This window comes from Flavobacterium sp. (assembly GCF_035299245.1).
Classification (GTDB): domain Bacteria; phylum Bacteroidota; class Bacteroidia; order Flavobacteriales; family Flavobacteriaceae; genus Flavobacterium.
In genome coordinates this window covers 133984-151812 of record NZ_DATGWY010000002.1, presented here as the reverse complement: position 1 = coordinate 151812, position 17829 = coordinate 133984, and the positions used below count along the sequence as shown (strand labels likewise).

Here is a 17829-nt window from a genome sequence, read left to right as displayed (position 1 = left end):
ATTAACGCGTTGCTTGCGCATTCAGACGTAAGATTTTTTGAACATTAGTTCTAACTTCTTTACATAAATCAGCATTTGTATTGAGCGATTGCCCATACGACGGAATCATTTCTTTGAGTTTGTCTTGCCAATTGGCTTCTTTCATATCGTTACCAAAACAACTATTTATTACTTCTAACATTATAGAAACTGCTGTTGATGCTCCCGGCGATGCTCCTAATAAACACGCTAAACTTCCGTCTTCAGAGTGAATAATTTCAGTTCCAAATTCCAAAATTCCGCCTTCTTTTTCATCTTTCTTAATCACTTGTACGCGTTGTCCCGCTTCTAATAAAATCCAATCTTCCGATTTTGCTCCTGGGAAATATTCTTTCAACGCTTCAATGCGTTTCTCTTGAGATTGCATGACTTGTTCGATAAGATATTTTGTAAGTGGAATGTTGTTCCAACCTGCATACAGCATCGGTTTTATATTGTCAAATTCGATTGATTTTATCAAGTCCAAATACGAACCATTTTTTAAAAATTTGGTCGAAAAACCAGCAAATGGTCCGAATAATAATTCTTTTTTACCATTGATAATGCGTGTATCCAAATGCGGAACCGACATGGGTGGCGAACCTACGCTCGCTTTCCCATATACTTTCGCTTGATGCTGATTAATAATAGCTTCATTGGTACATTTCAGCCATTGTCCGCTAACTGGAAACCCGCCAAAACCATCGCCTTCTTTGATGTCGGCTTTATCCAACAATAATAACGAAGCTCCGCCAGCGCCAATAAAAACAAATTTTGCTCTCGTTTTTACCTTTTCATCGGTAATTTTATTATTGATTTTCAAACGCCAAACTCCGTCCTCTTTTTGTTTTAATTTTTGAACTTCGTGATTGTAAAAAACAGCAACTCCTTCTTGTTTAACAAGATAGTCAAGTAAACTTTTGGTCAATGCGCCAAAATTGACGTCGGTTCCATCTTCCATAAAAGTAGCGGCAACTTGATCTCCACTCCTATTTTGCATCACTAATGGCATCCACGATTGCAATTGTTCTTTATTTGTGGAAAATTGCATTTCAGAAAATAACGAATGTTGTTGTAATGCTTCAAATCGCTTTTTTAAAAAAGTTACATTTTCTTCCCCAAAAACAACACTCAAATGCGGAATGCGATGAATGAATGTTTCTGGATTCGGGAGTTTTTCATTGGCCACCAAATAACTCCAAAATTGTCGCGTTACTTCATAACTTTCGGCAATTTTAATGGCTTTTTTGGTATCGATAGTTCCGTCTGAATTTTGAGGAGTATAATTGAGTTCACAATAAGCAGAGTGACCTGTTCCAGCGTTATTCCACGCATCTGAACTTTCTTGTGCGGGTTGATCCAATCGTTCGTATAATTCAATTTTTAGCTTCGGATTGAGTTCTTTCAATAATACACCCAACGTTGCACTCATGATTCCGGCGCCAATTAAAATGACGTCTGGATGTTGCTTTGAATCTTCCATTTTAAAACATTTTTCGGCTTAAATAATCTTGTAACATAATGGTGGCCGCAATTTCATCAATCAATGCTTTATTTTGACGTTGTTTCTTTTTCAATCCGCTATCAATCATGGTTTGAAATGCCATTTTGGAAGTAAATCGCTCGTCGGCGCGTTCCACTTTCATATCGGGAAATTCTTGTTGGAACTTGGTCACAAACTTCTCAATTATTTCGGCACTTTCAGAAGGTTGTCCGTTCATTTGTTTCGGCTCACCTATAAGTACTTTAGCTACGTTTTCTTTTGAAAAATAGTCGTTCAAAAAAGCAATTGCAGTTTCAGAAGGAATCGTTGTCAAACCCGAAGCAATAATTTGCAATTCATCGGTGACCGCAATTCCGGTGCGCTTTATTCCGTAATCGATAGCTAAAATTCGTGCCATACTTTCTTTTTTACAAAGGTAGAGAATTAATCAAATGTGAGTTGCTGAAATTCATCTAAAATAAAGAATAAAATTTTAGTCAAAAGTCATTCTCCATCGGGAATTTTTAAATAAATTAGCGACTTTAATTTTATATCAAATCCAAATGAAAAATACTGCTTTATCGCACATTCATGAAAGTTTAGGAGCAAAAATGGTTCCATTTGCTGGTTACAATATGCCAGTTCAATACGAAGGAGTAAATGCCGAACACGAAACCGTTAGAAATGGCGTGGGTGTTTTCGATGTTTCACACATGGGAGAGTTTTTGTTAACGGGTGAAAATGCATTGGCTTTAATCCAAAAAGTAACTTCTAATGATGCTTCGGTTTTAGAAATCGGAAAAGCGCAATATTCGTGTTTACCTAATAATGAAGGCGGAATTGTAGATGATTTAATTGTGTATCGTGTAAAAGAAGAGCAGTATTTATTAGTTGTAAATGCTTCTAATATTGATAAAGATTGGGATTGGATCTCGTCGCACAATGATTTGGGAGTTGAAATGAAAAATCTTTCTGATGATTATTCGTTGTTGGCCATTCAAGGTCCAAAAGCGGTTGAAGCGATGCAATCATTAACTTCAATTGACTTATCTGCTATCAAGTATTACCATTTTGAAGTAGCCGATTTTGCTGGAATTAAACATGTAATTATATCTGCAACTGGTTACACTGGTTCGGGTGGATTTGAGATTTACTGTAAAAATAGCGAAGTTGAACAAGTGTGGAATAAAGTTTTTGAAGCCGGTGCTGCATTCGGAATCAAACCTATTGGCTTGGCTGCGCGCGATACGTTGCGTTTGGAAATGGGTTTTTGTTTGTACGGAAACGACATTAACGATACTACTTCGCCATTAGAAGCCGGTTTGGGTTGGATTACTAAATTCACCAAAGATTTTGTCAATTCAGAAAACTTGAAAAAACAAAAAGAAGCTGGAGTTACCAAAAAATTAGTTGGTTTTGAGCTGACAGAAAGAGGAATTCCGCGTCATGATTACGAAATTGTCGATGCTGATGGAAATAACATCGGAATTGTAACTTCGGGAACTATGGCACCTTCTTTGGGTAAAGGAATTGGAATGGGTTATGTAAAAACCGAATTTGCAGCAGTTGATTCTGAAATTTACATTCAAATCAGAAATAATAAAGTTGCCGCTAAAGTGGTTAAAATGCCATTTTATAAAAAATAATTTGTGAGATTATATTTGTATCTTCTGTTGTTCGTTTCAAGTATTGCTTTTTCTCAAAGTGATTCGAATCCGTGTGAAACGTTGGGACGAATAGAAAAATTAATTAAATACCAACATTACAAAAGCAAACCGATTGATGATAGTTTGTCGGCGTATGTACATCGTGTTTTTCTATTAAAATTAGACGAAGATTCGCGTTTGTTTATTCAACCCGAAATTGATCAACTGAGCAAACACAAGTTCAAGATTGATGATTATTTGAATGAAAAAAACTGTGCTTTTCTTGATGAATATTATGCCTCCTATACTAACGCCGTCAATCGTTATGAAAAAATAATTGATGGAATAATAAGTTCGCCTTTTGCCTACAAGCGAAACGACACCATTCAGTTTTCGAAAGAGAATTTTCCGTATCCAAAAGACGAAGCCGAACAGAACAAAATCTTTCAAAAAAGCATTCTATTTCATGTTTTAAAGGACATTTCTGAAATCAGTAAAAACAGAGACTCTTTAATTCAGAATTTTGATAAGATTGCTCCGATTTCGAAAGACAAAGTTTTAGAATCCTACAAATGTAAAACCGAATCGTATCGATTGTCTAAAGCCGAATTTTACTCGGTTTTTTATAATGTTTTTTGCCGCTATTTTGATCCACACACCATGTATTTGTCGCAAAGTGATCGCTACTCCTTTTTGTCGGGTGTGAGTTCAAGTAACTTAACATTCGGATTTTATGTATCCTTAAATGAAAGTAATGAAATAGTAATTGAAGACATTATTCCGGGTAGTTCGGCTTATTCTACTCAAAAAATAAGTTCAGGCGATGTAATAACCAAAATTGCTTCCGACAATACCGAATATCGAGTGGCCTGTTCTTCTTTGAAAAAAATTGAAGAAATTTTTACTTCCGATAAATTTAAAAAAGCCGATTTCACCGTTCGAAAGAAAACAGGTGAAATTGTCACAGTAAAGTTGGTCAAAAAAGTAATGAAAGATTACCAAAATAATGTGTACAGCTATGTTTTACAAAAAGACAGCCTCAAAATTGGTTACATCAAAATTCCGAGTTTTTATTCGACTTTTGAAGACGGAACTACCAATGTAAGTGACGATGTGGTAAAAGAATTGTACAAACTAAAAGAAGACAAAATTGAAGGCTTGATTTTAGATTTGGAAGACAATGGTGGTGGTTCAATGGACGAAGCGGTTCGCATGACCGGAATGTTTATTGATATTGGTCCGATTGCTTTATTACACAATAGTTTTGGCAAAAAAGAAGTTGTAAAAGATTACAATCGTGGTACTGTTTATTCTGGTCCAATTGTAGTGTTAATCAACGGAAATTCGGCTTCGGCTAGTGAATTTTTTACGAATGCGATTCAGGATTACAATCGCGGAATCGTAATCGGAAATCAATCGCATGGAAAAGCATCAATGCAACGTATTTTTCCACTCACCGAGGGCAAAGAACCTACAGAATTTATAAAAATTACCATTGAAAAATTTTACAGAATAACAGGTCAAAGTAATCAAACTATCGGAATTACACCCAATGTAGAAATTCCGACACTTTTTAACGAGCAGATGCCACGAGAAAAAGACAATTTGACTGCATTACCCAATGAAGTTATCGAATCAAAAGTAAAATATCAAGTAGAGAGTAATCAAAATGCAATGGCCATCGAGAAAAGCATCAACCGATTAAAAGATAATCCATCCGTAAAAGCCATCAGCGATTTGAATACAAAAATTAATACTTTATTCAACAACGACTTAACTCCAATTTTACTTCAATTCAAAAACGTATTTGAAGAAGTGAATAAAGTGAATCAACTTTGGAAAGAAATAACTGATTTTAGTAAAAAAGAATATCCAATTCATGTGGTAAATAGCACAATGAATGAAGAATACCAACAGTTTGATGAGTATTTAAAAAGCAGTAACATCGAAAAAATAAAAGCAATTAAGCAAAACATTCATATTGTAGAAGCCTTAAATATTATTCACGATTTAAAAGATAAACCATGAAAAAATGTATTCTCCTATTTTTGATGGCAACACTAAATTTGGTTGCGCAAGATTTTAAAACTCCTGTTGATTATTTAAGTTATTTAGGTAAAGAACAACAAGCCATCGCACGAAGCACCTGGAAGTATACTTCGGCTGTTGCTCACTCAACCAGTGCACGCCGAATAGAAGCAACTCGAAAGCAATTAGTTAAAAGCATTCAAGTAGCCAGCAAAAAAATTGAAGCCTTGAAAAACGGCTACAAAGGCGATGTTGAATTCAGAGACAAAGTATTAAATTACCTGTATTTTGCCGAAAAAAACATCAACGAAGAATACAGTAAAATCATCGACATGCAAGAAGTAGCTCAACAATCGTATGATTTCATGGAAGCGTACATCATGACTCGTGATTTGGTGAATAAAAAGTTGGATGATGAGATGGAAAAAGTAAAATTAGCCCAAAGTGAATTTGCTCAGAAATACAACATTACGCTTACAGATGAAGAATCTGAATTGGGGAAAAAAATCAAAATTTCTAATGAAGTTTTTGATTATCACTCTGTTTTGTACTTGATTTTCTTTAAAGTGAATATTACCGATTTTAATTTATCCAAAGCTATTGAAAGTAAAGACTTAGTAGCTATTGAACAAAATGCTTCTTCACTTGGTAAATATGCCGATGAAGGTTTAGAGAAAATCAAAACGCTCTCAAAGTACAAAAACGATGCTTCTTTACTTGATGAAACGAAAAAAACATTGTTGTATTACAAAAATGTGGCCGAAGAGTACACTCCAAAAGTAGTAGCCTATTTGATGTTTTATGATAAATTCGAAAATGCTAAGAAAACATTAGAAGCCAAATCAGAGAATGACAGAACCAAAGAAGAAGTGGATAATTACAATTCTATGGTGAAACAAGTTAACAAAGAAATTGCCAATTACAACAAATTATCCAGTTCGAATTTTCAAGATAGAACCAATACTATTAACGCTTGGAATGGTGCTGCAGACGACTTTATTGCGCGACATGTACCACAAGATTAAAAAGGTTTTGGAAAACATCATAATAGTTTTACTTTTGCAAAAAAATAATCGAATACCTACACGAAATGGGAAGAGCATTTGAATTTAGAAAAGCACGAAAAATGAAACGTTGGTCAGCAATGGCGAAAACGTTTACTCGTATTGGAAAAGACATTGTAATGGCCGTTAAAGAAGGCGGACCAAACGCAGAGACAAATTCGCGTTTAAGAGCTGTTATACAAAATGCCAAGGCAGCAAACATGCCAAAAGATAACGTTGAACGCGCAATTAAAAAAGCATCGGATAAAGATACAGCCAACTTCAAAGAAGTTCTATTCGAAGGATATGCTCCACACGGAATTGCTATTTTAATTGAAACCGCGACAGATAATAACAACCGTACAGTTGCCAACATCAGAAGTTATTTCAATAAATGCAACGGAACAATGGGTACACAAGGCTCTGTTGAATTTATGTTTGATCATACTTGTAATTTCAGAATTCCAGCCGAAGGCCAAGACGTAGAAGAACTAGAATTAGAAATGATTGATTTTGGTGTGGAAGAAATTTTTGCCGATGACGACGGAATCATCATGTATGCTCCATTTGAAAGTTTTGGAGCCATTCAAAAAGAATTGGAAAACAGAGGTTTAGAAATCTTATCTTCGGGTTTTGAACGCATTCCTCAAATTACCAAAGAATTGACTCCAGAACAAGTGGCCGACGTAGAAAAATTACTTGAAAAAATTGAAGAAGATGACGACGTGATGAACGTGTATCATACCATGCAGGAATAGATTGTTAGACTGCTTAGAATGCTAGATTGTAAGACAGTAAGATTGTAAGAGATTTTAGATTTTAGATAGATATAAATCCGTTTTGTGAAAACAGAACGGATTTTTTATTTCACTATCAATCAGCACATTGAATTGATAGCTAAAATATTTTTAATAAAATCTGTAACTTTCTATTTTGCCCGTCGTATAATTACTGTTATCAACAAACAAGTACACAAAAAATGACACAGAGGTGTTAACCAACTTCCCGTAATTCATCTAATACTACTTTCTTGAATTTACTAACGGAAAAAAGAAATCTTCTTTTTCTGCGGACTTGTATTGTTTCAATTTTAATTTATTAACAGTTTAATTTCATTTACAATGACAACAATTTCTACTCTAATGTGGATAATACCTTTAGCGCTGTGTATTATCCTTTACAAATTTGTATTGCGCGTTTTCTTCGGTATGGTAATCGTTCCCGAAGATAAAATTGGATTAGTCACCAAAAAATTCGTTTTGTTTGGAGCAGACAAATCTTTACCTGATGGGCGAATTATAGCCACTAAAGGTGAATCAGGTTTTCAAGCTCAAACCTTGGCTCCAGGATTGTATTGGACCAAATGGATTTGGCAGTATTCGGTTGAAATGACTCCGTTTACCATCATACCCGAAGGAAAAATCGGATTGGTGTTGAGCAAAGACGGACAAGAAATTCCGACTGGACGTATTTTGGCCCGAAAAGTTGAATCCGACAATTATCAAAATGCCATTGATTTTTTAAATAATGGTGGACAAAAAGGAAGACAAACGGCGTTCATCACCAGTGGATCGTACCGTATTAATACATTCTTATTTGAAATTGTGATTGTAGACCAAGTAAAAATCTATGAAAACATGGTCGGAATTGTTACCGCTTTGGATGGTGAACCGATTCCACAAGGTCAAATTGCAGGTAAATTCATTGATGGTCATAATAACTTTCAAGATTTTGATACCTTTTTAACTAATGGTGGTAATCGCGGATTACAACCACAGGTAATTTTAGCAGGCTCGTATTACATCAATCCATGGGCAATTCAATTGGAGCAAAACCCAATGACAGAAGTTCCCATCGGACATGTTGGAGTCGTTATTTCATACATTGGTGAAGATGGACAAGACGTTACTGGTGAAACCTTCAAACACGGAAATATCGTTTCAAAAGGACAACGCGGTGTTTGGATGGAACCGTTTGGACCGGGGAAATATGCTTTGAACAAGTATTCCACTAAACTGGAGTTGGTTCCAACAACTAACTTAGTATTAAATTGGGCTAATGCGAGAAGCGAATCACATAATTTGGATAAAAACCTTTCCACGATCACCGTTCGTTCTAAAGATGGTTTCCCTTTTAATTTGGATGTTTCTCAAATTATACACGTTCCAGCCAACGAAGCACCTAAAGTTATTGCGCGTTTTGGAAGTATGAACAACTTAGTTTCTCAAGTGTTAGAACCAACCATTGGAAACTATTTTAGAAACTCGGCTCAAGATAGTGATGTGATATCGTTCTTAAGTACCCGTAAAGAGCGTCAGGAATCTGCCAAAAATCACATTAAAACAGTTTTAGATGAATACAATGTGAACGCCGTTGATACTTTAATTGGTGATATTACACCACCCGAATCGTTAATGAAAACGTTAACTGATAGAAAAATTGCTGAAGAAGAGCAAAAAACCTATCAAACGCAAAAAATGGCGCAAGAACAACGTCAAGGTGTAGAAAAAGAGACTGCTATTGCCGATATGCAAAAAGAGATAGTGAAAGCTTCACAAAGTGTTGAAATTGCGCAACGTACAGCCGACGCTACAGTTAAAAAAGCAGAAGGTGATGCTACCAGTTTGAAATTGAATGTGAATGCGGAAGCTGAAGCAACCAAAATGCGTGCACAAGCAGAAGCAGAAGCTACCAAAGCAAGAGCTGGAGCACAAGCTGAAGCAACACGTTTAAATGCCAGCGCAGAAGCAGAAAAGATATCTAAAACAGGTTTAGCGGAAGCAGAGAAAATCATGGCCATTGGTAAATCGACCGCTGAAGCGTATGAATTGCAAGTTTCGGCTATGGGTGGAGACAACTTCACCAAGTATAAAATTACCGAAGAAATTGGTAAAGGAAATATTAAAGTGATTCCAGATGTATTAATTACCGGAACCAATGGTTCTGAGGGCGGAATCAGTGGTTTGTTGGGAATGAAATTGATGGAAATGATAAATACCAAAAATGAAACTACTGAACCAAACAAAGAATAAATTCAGTTGATTACAAAGAAAAACTCCGAGCAATCACTCGGAGTTTTTTATATCTATAATCGTAAAGTCTTACAATCTTACAATCCTAAAATCTTATTTAATAAATTCAATCTTCTGTGCTTCTTCAGCATTTACGCTATCAAAGAAACCTTGTTCATTCATCCAATCATCACTGAATACTTTGCTCATGTAACGCGAACCGTGATCTGGGAAAATAGCGACAACATTACTGTTAGCATCAAATTCACCTTCTTCAGAAAATTGTTTTATGGCTTGCATTACCGCTCCAGAAGTATATCCTACAAACAAGCCTTCCTTTTTGGCGATTTCTCTTGTTGTGTGAGCACTTTCTTCATCGGTTACTTTGATGAACTTATCGATAATGTCAAAATCAGTCGCAGTCGGAATCAAATTTTTTCCTAAACCTTCTATACGATAAGGGTAAATTTCTTCAGCATCAAATTCTTTGGTTTCGTGGTATTTCTTCAATACTGAACCAAAAGCATCTACGCCTAAAATTTTAATATTTGGATTTTGTTCTTTTAAGAATTTTGCTGTTCCCGAAATAGTTCCTCCGGTTCCGCTACACGCCACTAAGTGAGTAATTTTACCTTGAGTTTGTTCCCAAATTTCTGGACCAGTTGTTTTGTAGTGGGCATCAATATTCAATTCGTTGAAATACTGATTGATGTATACTGAACCTTTAGTTTCTTCGTGTAAGCGTTTGGCTACATTGTAATAAGAACGTTCGTCGTCTGCTGAAACGTGAGCTGGGCAAACATAAACTTTAGCACCCATACTTCTCAACATATCTATTTTATCTTTAGAAGATTTTGAACTAACTGCTAAGATACAGTTATATCCTTTAATGATACTGACCATGGCTAAACTGAAACCAGTATTACCTGAAGTAGTTTCGATTATGGTGTCACCTGGAGTTAAAATTCCTTTCTTTTCGGCTTCTTCAATGATGTAAAGAGCAATTCTGTCCTTGGTTGAATGGCCAGGATTAAAAGCTTCTACTTTAGCATAAAAATTTCCTTCTAATCCGTCTGTTATTGCATTAAGCTTAATAAGTGGTGTGTTTCCTATTAATTCTAACACATTATTAAAGGCTTTTATTTCTTCTTTCATAAAAAAAATATTAGTCAAGGTAAATATAAAAAATGCTACCTCAAAACCTTGCAAATTTAATAAAAATTTTTAAACTATTTTCGTATTCCAACTAAATCTAACAAAAAAGTGAATTCTTTAGCCAATTCCTTCAGAGCTTCAAATCTTCCCGAAGCTCCGCCGTGTCCCGTATCCATATTGGTATCCAGAAAAAGCTGATTATTATTGGTTTTCATTTCACGCAATTTGGCAACCCATTTAGCTGGTTCCCAATACTGTACTTGCGAATCGTGCAAACCAGTTGAAACATATAAGTTAGGATACTCTTGTGCTTTTACATTATCATAAGGTGAATACGACAACATATAATCGTAGTATTTTTTATCATTAGGATTTCCCCATTCATCGTATTCTCCTGTTGTAAGTGGAATTGTATCATCTAACATTGTAGTTACCACGTCGACAAATGGTACTTGAGCAATCACGCCTTTGTACAATTGCGGAGCCATATTGATTACTGCACCCATCAACAATCCGCCGGCCGAACCGCCTTCTGCAAATAAATAATCGTTTGAAGTATACTTCTCAGCAATTAGAAATTCAGAACAGTCAATAAAATCAGTGAATGTGTTTTTCTTTTTTAATAATTTTCCGTCTTCGTACCATTGTCTGCCTAGATCTTCTCCTCCGCGAATGTGTGCGATGCCAAAAATAAAGCCTCGATCCAACAAACTCAATCGAGTAGAACTAAAACCTGGATCCATTGAATAACCATACGAACCATATGAATTTAATAAGAACGGATTTTTACCGTCTTTTTTGATTCCTTTTCGATACACTATCGAAATAGGAACTTTTGTACCGTCTTTGGCTGTAGCCCAAATGCGTTTTTCCTCGTAATTATTTTTATCAAATTTTCCGCCTAAAACCGCTTGCTCTTTCAAAACCGTTTTAGTTTTAGTACGCATATTAAAATCGATTACCGATGCTGGTGTTGCCATTGATTGGTAGCCGTAACGTAAAATTTCAGTATCAAAGTCGATGTTGGTTGTTGTATAGCAAGTATACGTTTCGATTTCAAAAGGCAAATAATACTCCTCGCCTTTCCACGGCATGATTCTGATTTTATTCAAGCCATTAGAACGTTCTGAAACCACCAAATAATCTTTAAAAACGTCGATATCTTCTAATAAAACATCGTCCCTGTGCGGAATCAAATCAACCCAATTCTCCTTTGATGTTTTGTTTTCTGGAGTTTTCATCAATTTGAAATTAGTCGCCTTGTCTTTATTGGTTACGATGTAAAAATTATCTTCATAATGCGAAATAGAGTACTCTAATCCTCGAGTTCTTTTTTGAAAAACAGTAAATTTTTCATCGGGAGTTGACGCCAATAACAATTGATATTCAGATGTCAAGGTACTGCTCGAACCAATTACTAAGTATTTCTTAGATTTTGATTTGTAAATGTAGGTGTTGAACGTCTCATCTTTTTCGTGATACACCAACTCGTCGTTACTGATGTCAGAACCCAATTTATGCTTGTAAATTTTATCCGAACGCAAGGTCACACTATCTTTTCGAGTATAAAAAACAGTTCTGTTATCATTTGCCCAGGTTGCACCACCAGTGGTGTTTTCAATTTTAGTAGACAGAATTTCTCCTGTTTCCAAATTTTTAAATTGAAGTGTATATTGTCGTCTTGATACCAAATCGACTCCAAATGCAACCCATTTATTGTCTTCACTCACACTCAATCCAGCTAACTGAAAATACGAATGTCCTTTTGCCATTTCGTTGCAATCAAACATAATTTCTTCTTTGGCTTCTAACGAACCTTTTTTACGCGAATAAATGGGATAATCTTTGCCTGTTTCATAACGAGTAATGTAGTAATATCCATTATATAAATAAGGCACCGACTCATCATCTTCTTTGATTCTCGACTTCATTTCTTCAAATAACTGATCTTGAAATTCTTTGGTATGAGCCGTAGCTTTCTGATAGTATTCGTTTTCTTGATTCAAATAATCAATCACTTCGGGATTTTCTCGCTCGTTCAACCAATAGTAATTATCCGTTCTGATATTTCCGTGTTTTTCAATAGTATGTGGCTTTTTTTTTGCTACAGGAGGAAGTAAAGTTGCTTGCATCTTGGGTTTACTGTTTTGTGAAATTCCGGCTGCAAAAATAAGGCAGGAACTCATTAAAATAAGAGATTTCATAACAAATTTTTATTTTTTATACGCAATATAGTACTTTTGCAAAGTAACACTATTAAAACTATCTTAAAATGTTTGGAGACCTAATGGGAATGATGGGTAAACTTAAAGAAACCCAACAAAAAATAGAAGAAACTAAAAAACGTTTGGACACCGTTTTGGTAGATGAGCAAAGTTCGGATGGACTATTAAAAGTGACTTTAACTGCCAATAGAAAAATAAAGTCAATTGACATCGATGAAAGCCTTTTAGAAGACAAAGAACAACTCGAAGATTACTTAATTCTTGTTCTCAACAAAGCCATCGAAAAAGCGACCAACGTTAACGAAGCCGAACTCGGAGCTGTTGCTAAAGATGGAATGCCTAATATTCCTGGGATGGATATGTTTAAGTAAATTGAAAGAAATTTAAACTTCAATATTCGTTAATCGTTGTTCAATATTCATCATTTTTGAACTCTGAATATTCAACTTGGAATTTTGATTTTTGAAGTTTTTATAAAAGTCATTTTTCTTAAAACTTCACCAACGCTTCCTTCACATAATCATGCATTACTTCTTTGTAATCCAAATGCGTGACAATGCGCAATTTGCCTTGTCCCATCGAACTGATGTGAATGCCTTTTTGCTTTAATTTTTCAATAGTAGCTTTCTCGTCCAAATGCGGTTTTAAATTGAAAATCAAAATATTAGTTTCTACGGGTTCTACTTTTTCAATCCACGGTAATTGTTGTAAAATAGCGCCTAATTCTTTTGCTCGACGATGATCTTCAGCCAAACGACTGATGTTGTTTTTTAAAGCAAAAATTCCGGCTGCCGCCAAATATCCTGACTGACGCATATTACCACCAAATATTTTACGAATGCGAATGGCTCGTTTGATCGTTTCTGAATCACCCACCAAAACCGAACCAATCGGTGCACCTAATCCTTTTGAAAAACAAACGGATATAGTATCAAACAACTCGCCGTATTGTTTTGGATGTTCTCTTTTAGCTACTAAAGCATTCCACAAACGCGCTCCATCCAAGTGGTATTTTAAGTTGTTTTCTATACAAACTTGCTTTATTTTCTTTAATTCTTCCATGTCATAACATGCGCCACCACCTTTGTTGGTTGTGTTTTCAACTGAAACTAGTTTCGACAATGGTGCATGATAAAACTCGGGGTCATTGATTCCTGCTCTCACCTGCTCTGCCGTAATCATTCCGCGGATTCCATCCAGTAAATTAAAATTCACACCACTATTGGCTGATGCTCCGCCCGCTTCATACAAATGAATGTGCGACCATTTATCGCAAATAATTTGATCGCCCGGATTCGTATGCAACTTAATCGCCGTTTGATTGGTCATCGTTCCCGTTGGAAAAAACAACGCTGCTTCCTTTCCGAATAAATCGGCTACAATGGCTTCAAATTCGTTTACTGTTGGGTCTTGCTTGAACACGTCGTCGCCTACTTTGGCATTGAACATGTACTGCAACATATCGTGTGAGGGTTTGGTAACCGTATCGCTGATTAAATTTATTTCCATATAATGAATAGATGTTCTATTTTTGCGGTAAAGCCTAGCCCCGATAGAGCCGATATCCTTTTTATTGCTTTAAAGAAAAGCCCTCAGACAAGCACAGGGTGACCAGCAATAAAAAGATAAAGGCGAAAGCGGGATCAGCTTCAAATAAAAACACAAAACTACATTAATTTATGACAAATACCGAACAAATTAAAGGTATAGTAGAACGTCTTGGTGCGTTGAGGAGGTATCTTTGACATTGATGCCAAACTTATTGAAATAGCCAACGAGGAAGAAAAGACGTTTGCGCCCGACTTCTGGAACAAAGCCAAAGAGGCCGAAATCATTGTACGTAATCTTCGCTCAAAGAAAAAATGGGTAGAAGATTTTGAAAAAGCCAACTCATTAACTGAAGAACTTCAAATTACGTACGAATTCTTCCGCGAAGGCGATGCCACCGAAGAAGAACTCGATCATCAGTACGATTTAGCCAACGAACACATTGAAAATATGGAGTTCCGCAACATGCTATCGGATGAAGGTGATAATTTGAGTGCCGTATTGCAAATTACGGCTGGAGCTGGTGGAACCGAAAGTTGCGATTGGGCTTCGATGCTGATGCGAATGTATTTGATGTGGGCCGAACGACAAGGCTACAAAATTAAGGAATTGAACTTTCAAGAAGGCGATGTGGCTGGAATCAAAACGGTAACATTGGAAATTGAAGGAGATTTTGCCTTTGGTTATTTAAAAGGAGAAAACGGAGTGCATCGATTGGTGCGTATTTCCCCTTTTGACAGTAATGCCAAACGCCATACTTCATTTGCGTCAGTTTATGTTTATCCTTTGGTGGATGACACCATTGAAATCGAAATCAATCCAGCCGATATCGAAATTACCACTGCTCGTTCGAGTGGCGCTGGTGGACAAAACGTAAATAAAGTAGAAACTAAAGTACAATTGGTACACAAACCTACAGGAATCCAAATTCAGTGTTCGGAAACGCGTTCGCAACACGACAACCGCCAACGTGCGATGCAAATGTTGAAATCGCAGTTGTACGAAATCGAGTTGAAAAAGCAACAAGAACAACGCAACGACATCGAAGCGGGAAAAATGAAAATTGAATGGGGTTCGCAAATCCGAAATTACGTTATGCAACCGTATAAATTAGTCAAAGACGTTCGCACAGGCAAAGAAACCAGCGATGTGGATGGTGTTATGAACGGTGAAATCGATGGGTTTTTGAAAGCGTATTTGATGATGATGGGACAGAAGGAGGAAAATTAATTGACAATTGATAATTGACAATTGATAATTAAATCCTATATTTGCAACGAGGATTCCGAAAGGAAGTTACACCTCACCACAATAGTCGATCGCTCCAGGTCGACTTTTGTATTTTATAGAATGGATGAAAATGGTAAAGAAGAAAGTAATATTTTTAGTATTCTTTCAGCGAAGCGATCTTTCAGCGAAGCGGTCTTTCCTCTAAAGGACTTGCTTTAAAAATTCCAACATCGCTGTCCACGAGCGTTTAGCTGCTTTTTCGTTGTACGCTGCGCCTTTACTATTGTCATTTCCTGCTCCAACTTCGGTAAAAGCATGAACTGCATTGGCATAATAAATCATTTCCCAATCAGCTTTAGCAGTGCGCATTTCATTTTGAAAAGCTTCAACTTCAGCTTTTGGTACGTACGGATCATCTGCACCGTGCAATACCAAAACTCTAGGATTTATAGTTTCCACTTTGCGCGTTTCATCTTTTCCTAAACCACCGTGAAACGAAACAATTCCTTTTACTTTCATGTTGGTTCGCGCCGCTTCTACAGCTCCAGTTCCACCGAAACAATACCCAATCACTACAATTTTATCAGGATTAGCTCCTTTTTTCACCAATTCATCCAAGGCCAATTGAATGCGACGATGGTAATCGGCAATGTTTTTTTTATAAAATCCGGCTTGTTTTCCGGCTTCTTGATAATTAGTTGGTTTATTTCCTACACCGTAAATATCGGCTACAAAAGTGATGTAACCCAAATCGGATAATTGAGTGGCGCTGTCTTTGGCATGATCGTCAATTCCCATCCATGCGGGAAGGATCAAAATTCCAGGTTTGTCTTGTAAGGATGTTTTAGGAACAGCTGCCAATCCGCTTAATTTCTGATCGCCATCATTGTAGTTCACTTCAATAAATTGCGCCATAGAAATAATTGGTAAAAGAATAATTGCCAATACGTATAATTTAGTCTTCATCTTTTTTTATTGTAAATGTATCAATTTCTTTGAAAAACATTTGTTAAGTTGGTATTAAAAAAGCGTCTCTTTTGGAAACGCTTTGAATGATTGGGTCGAGATGAAATTAGATTCCGATTTCAACTTGGAAACGAACGTACCAATTATTTTTACTTGTTCCGTTGTAAAAATCCAATGTATCGTAATTGATTTCGCCTTGCAATTTAAAAGTATGTTCCCAGATGTATTTAGTCACACCAAAGCTGTATTGTTTTGTGTTTGGAGCTTTGCTTTCGATATCATTACCTACTTTTTGAATCGAATAACGACCGATAATTTCGTAGTTTTTCTTGGTATTATAACTCAACTGATAATCAAATCCGTTGCCCACAAAAGCATAATTGGATTCAGTTACATCATCAGGATTGAACGTAACTGCATTTTCATTGGTTGTTCTCGACATATAACTCGCCATCGCTGCCCAGCCGTTGTACTTGAACATTCCATCTAATAAAACCGACTTCATCGTGCGTGTTTCAAACAAATCATTCCCCAACTGACCTTGTGTTCTTCGTGCGTGATTGTTTTGTTGAAAAGCTCCAGACAACATCAATTTTGGTTTTTTTTCGCGAATTACATCACCTTCAAAGTACGTTCCGTCTTTAGCAAAAGCGCCAAAAGGAAGCAATTCAACTTTACCTGTAACAGCAACACCATTATCAGCTTTTCCTGTAACATTCCTGCCTTCACCTGTTGAAAATGCCGCTTTTAAATTGTAGGAGAATTTATCTTTAAATTCATTCATATTGTGAATTTGGAAACCAAAATCCCTGTCAATAGTGAATCTAGCATTATTGATTGTTCTATCGGTCAATTGCAAACCTCCAGACGAATTCACGCGTTGGCGATTTCCTGGTAATTTAGTTTGCCCGAAACTGATGTTCCAATGTTTATTAGGACGGTAAAAAACCACTGCATCTCTAATGATGTTGATGTTTTCACCTTCACGAATCTCGCCAACATCGCCGGGCGCAAACGATAATTGAATCGCGTACAAGAACTTAGGATTTCCCACATATCCATCCAGACGCAAACGCAAACGACGAATTTGTCCATCATAAGCACCGCTTTCACCATCATTTTCCAAATAAGTAACGCGATTTTGCATGCGAAAACGAATGTTCATCTGGAACAAACTATCTGGTGAAGTCATTCCGATTCCTTTTCCAAAACTATAATAAGGTAAAGTCGATAATTTAATATCATTATCGTGTTTGGTTTGCTCGATAGTAACCTGCGCTTGGCTTGAAAAAGCAAGTGATAGAAATACTAATAAGGTTATTTTTTTCATTGTTGTGTTGTTTGTAAAGTTTAGTTATGGCTTGTGTTTTTAAAAGGTTTATAAATAATTAAGTTACGATTACGGATTAATTATTTTTCATTAAATCAATAACAATTACTTAACATTTTCAAAAAAGGTTTAAAAAAAACTGCCTA

The 17829-nt window shown here is 36.1% G+C and carries 14 protein-coding genes; 7 read left to right on the top strand and 7 right to left on the bottom strand.

Features of this window, described 5'->3' with window-relative positions; genetic code table 11:
* Window position 1: 1 nt before the first annotated feature.
* Window positions 2–1501, bottom strand: coding sequence for a malate:quinone oxidoreductase (locus tag VK161_RS01135; RefSeq protein ID WP_324212905.1), 1500 nt, complete (start codon window positions 1499–1501; stop codon window positions 2–4).
* Between the two features lies 1 nt (window position 1502).
* Complete coding sequence (ruvX, locus tag VK161_RS01130) at window positions 1503–1919, bottom strand: Holliday junction resolvase RuvX (RefSeq protein ID WP_324212904.1); 417 nt, start codon at window positions 1917–1919, stop codon at window positions 1503–1505.
* Between the two features lie 145 nt (window positions 1920–2064).
* Between ruvX and gcvT the strand changes: the two genes are divergently transcribed.
* From gcvT to VK161_RS01105, 5 genes are all read left to right on the top strand, one after another.
* A complete protein-coding gene (gcvT, locus tag VK161_RS01125) occupies window positions 2065–3147 on the top strand; it encodes a glycine cleavage system aminomethyltransferase GcvT (protein WP_324212903.1) in 1083 nt (360 codons plus the stop codon).
* Window positions 3148–3150: 3 nt separating this feature from the next.
* Window positions 3151–5175, top strand: a complete 2025-nt coding sequence (locus tag VK161_RS01120; protein WP_324212902.1) for a S41 family peptidase — start codon at window positions 3151–3153, stop codon at window positions 5173–5175.
* Complete coding sequence (locus VK161_RS01115; protein ID WP_324212901.1) at window positions 5172–6200, top strand: LIC11966 family surface protein; 1029 nt, start codon at window positions 5172–5174, stop codon at window positions 6198–6200. The genes VK161_RS01120 and VK161_RS01115 overlap by 4 nt, the downstream gene beginning before the upstream one ends.
* 65 nt (window positions 6201–6265) lie before the next feature.
* Complete coding sequence (locus VK161_RS01110) at window positions 6266–6976, top strand: YebC/PmpR family DNA-binding transcriptional regulator (protein WP_324212900.1); 711 nt, start codon at window positions 6266–6268, stop codon at window positions 6974–6976.
* A 363-nt stretch (window positions 6977–7339) separates the two neighbouring features.
* Entirely contained in the window at window positions 7340–9250 is a 1911-nt protein-coding gene (locus VK161_RS01105) for an SPFH domain-containing protein (protein ID WP_324212899.1), read from the top strand.
* A gap of 93 nt (window positions 9251–9343) precedes the next feature.
* On the opposite strand, the gene VK161_RS01100 is transcribed toward VK161_RS01105, so the two are convergent.
* Both VK161_RS01100 and VK161_RS01095 read right to left on the bottom strand, forming a co-directional pair.
* A complete protein-coding gene (locus VK161_RS01100) occupies window positions 9344–10384 on the bottom strand; it encodes a cysteine synthase family protein (protein ID WP_324212898.1) in 1041 nt (346 codons plus the stop codon).
* A gap of 74 nt (window positions 10385–10458) precedes the next feature.
* A complete protein-coding gene (locus tag VK161_RS01095; protein ID WP_414655407.1) occupies window positions 10459–12588 on the bottom strand; it encodes a S9 family peptidase in 2130 nt (709 codons plus the stop codon).
* A 68-nt stretch (window positions 12589–12656) separates the two neighbouring features.
* Here VK161_RS01095 and VK161_RS01090 point away from each other — a divergent pair, with 68 nt between their 5' ends.
* Complete coding sequence (locus tag VK161_RS01090) at window positions 12657–12980, top strand: YbaB/EbfC family nucleoid-associated protein (protein ID WP_324212897.1); 324 nt, start codon at window positions 12657–12659, stop codon at window positions 12978–12980.
* Window positions 12981–13098: 118 nt separating this feature from the next.
* Here VK161_RS01090 and VK161_RS01085 read toward each other — a convergent pair whose 3' ends face one another.
* Complete coding sequence (locus tag VK161_RS01085; RefSeq protein WP_324212896.1) at window positions 13099–14118, bottom strand: GntG family PLP-dependent aldolase; 1020 nt, start codon at window positions 14116–14118, stop codon at window positions 13099–13101.
* Window positions 14119–14288: 170 nt separating this feature from the next.
* Here VK161_RS01085 and prfB point away from each other — a divergent pair.
* Window positions 14289–15387 (top strand): peptide chain release factor 2 gene (gene prfB / locus VK161_RS01080; RefSeq protein WP_324212895.1). Its coding sequence is split into 2 segments (ribosomal slippage): window positions 14289–14351 and window positions 14353–15387, totalling 1098 coding nucleotides; the frame shifts between segments, so codons are not numbered across the junction.
* A 201-nt stretch (window positions 15388–15588) separates the two neighbouring features.
* On the opposite strand, the gene VK161_RS01075 is transcribed toward prfB, so the two are convergent.
* Both VK161_RS01075 and VK161_RS01070 read right to left on the bottom strand, forming a co-directional pair.
* Entirely contained in the window at window positions 15589–16353 is a 765-nt protein-coding gene (locus tag VK161_RS01075) for a dienelactone hydrolase family protein (RefSeq protein WP_324212894.1), read from the bottom strand.
* A 106-nt stretch (window positions 16354–16459) separates the two neighbouring features.
* Window positions 16460–17683 (bottom strand): porin, encoded by a 1224-nt coding sequence (locus VK161_RS01070; RefSeq protein ID WP_324212893.1) that lies wholly within the window; start codon window positions 17681–17683, stop codon window positions 16460–16462.
* Window positions 17684–17829 lie beyond the last annotated feature (146 nt).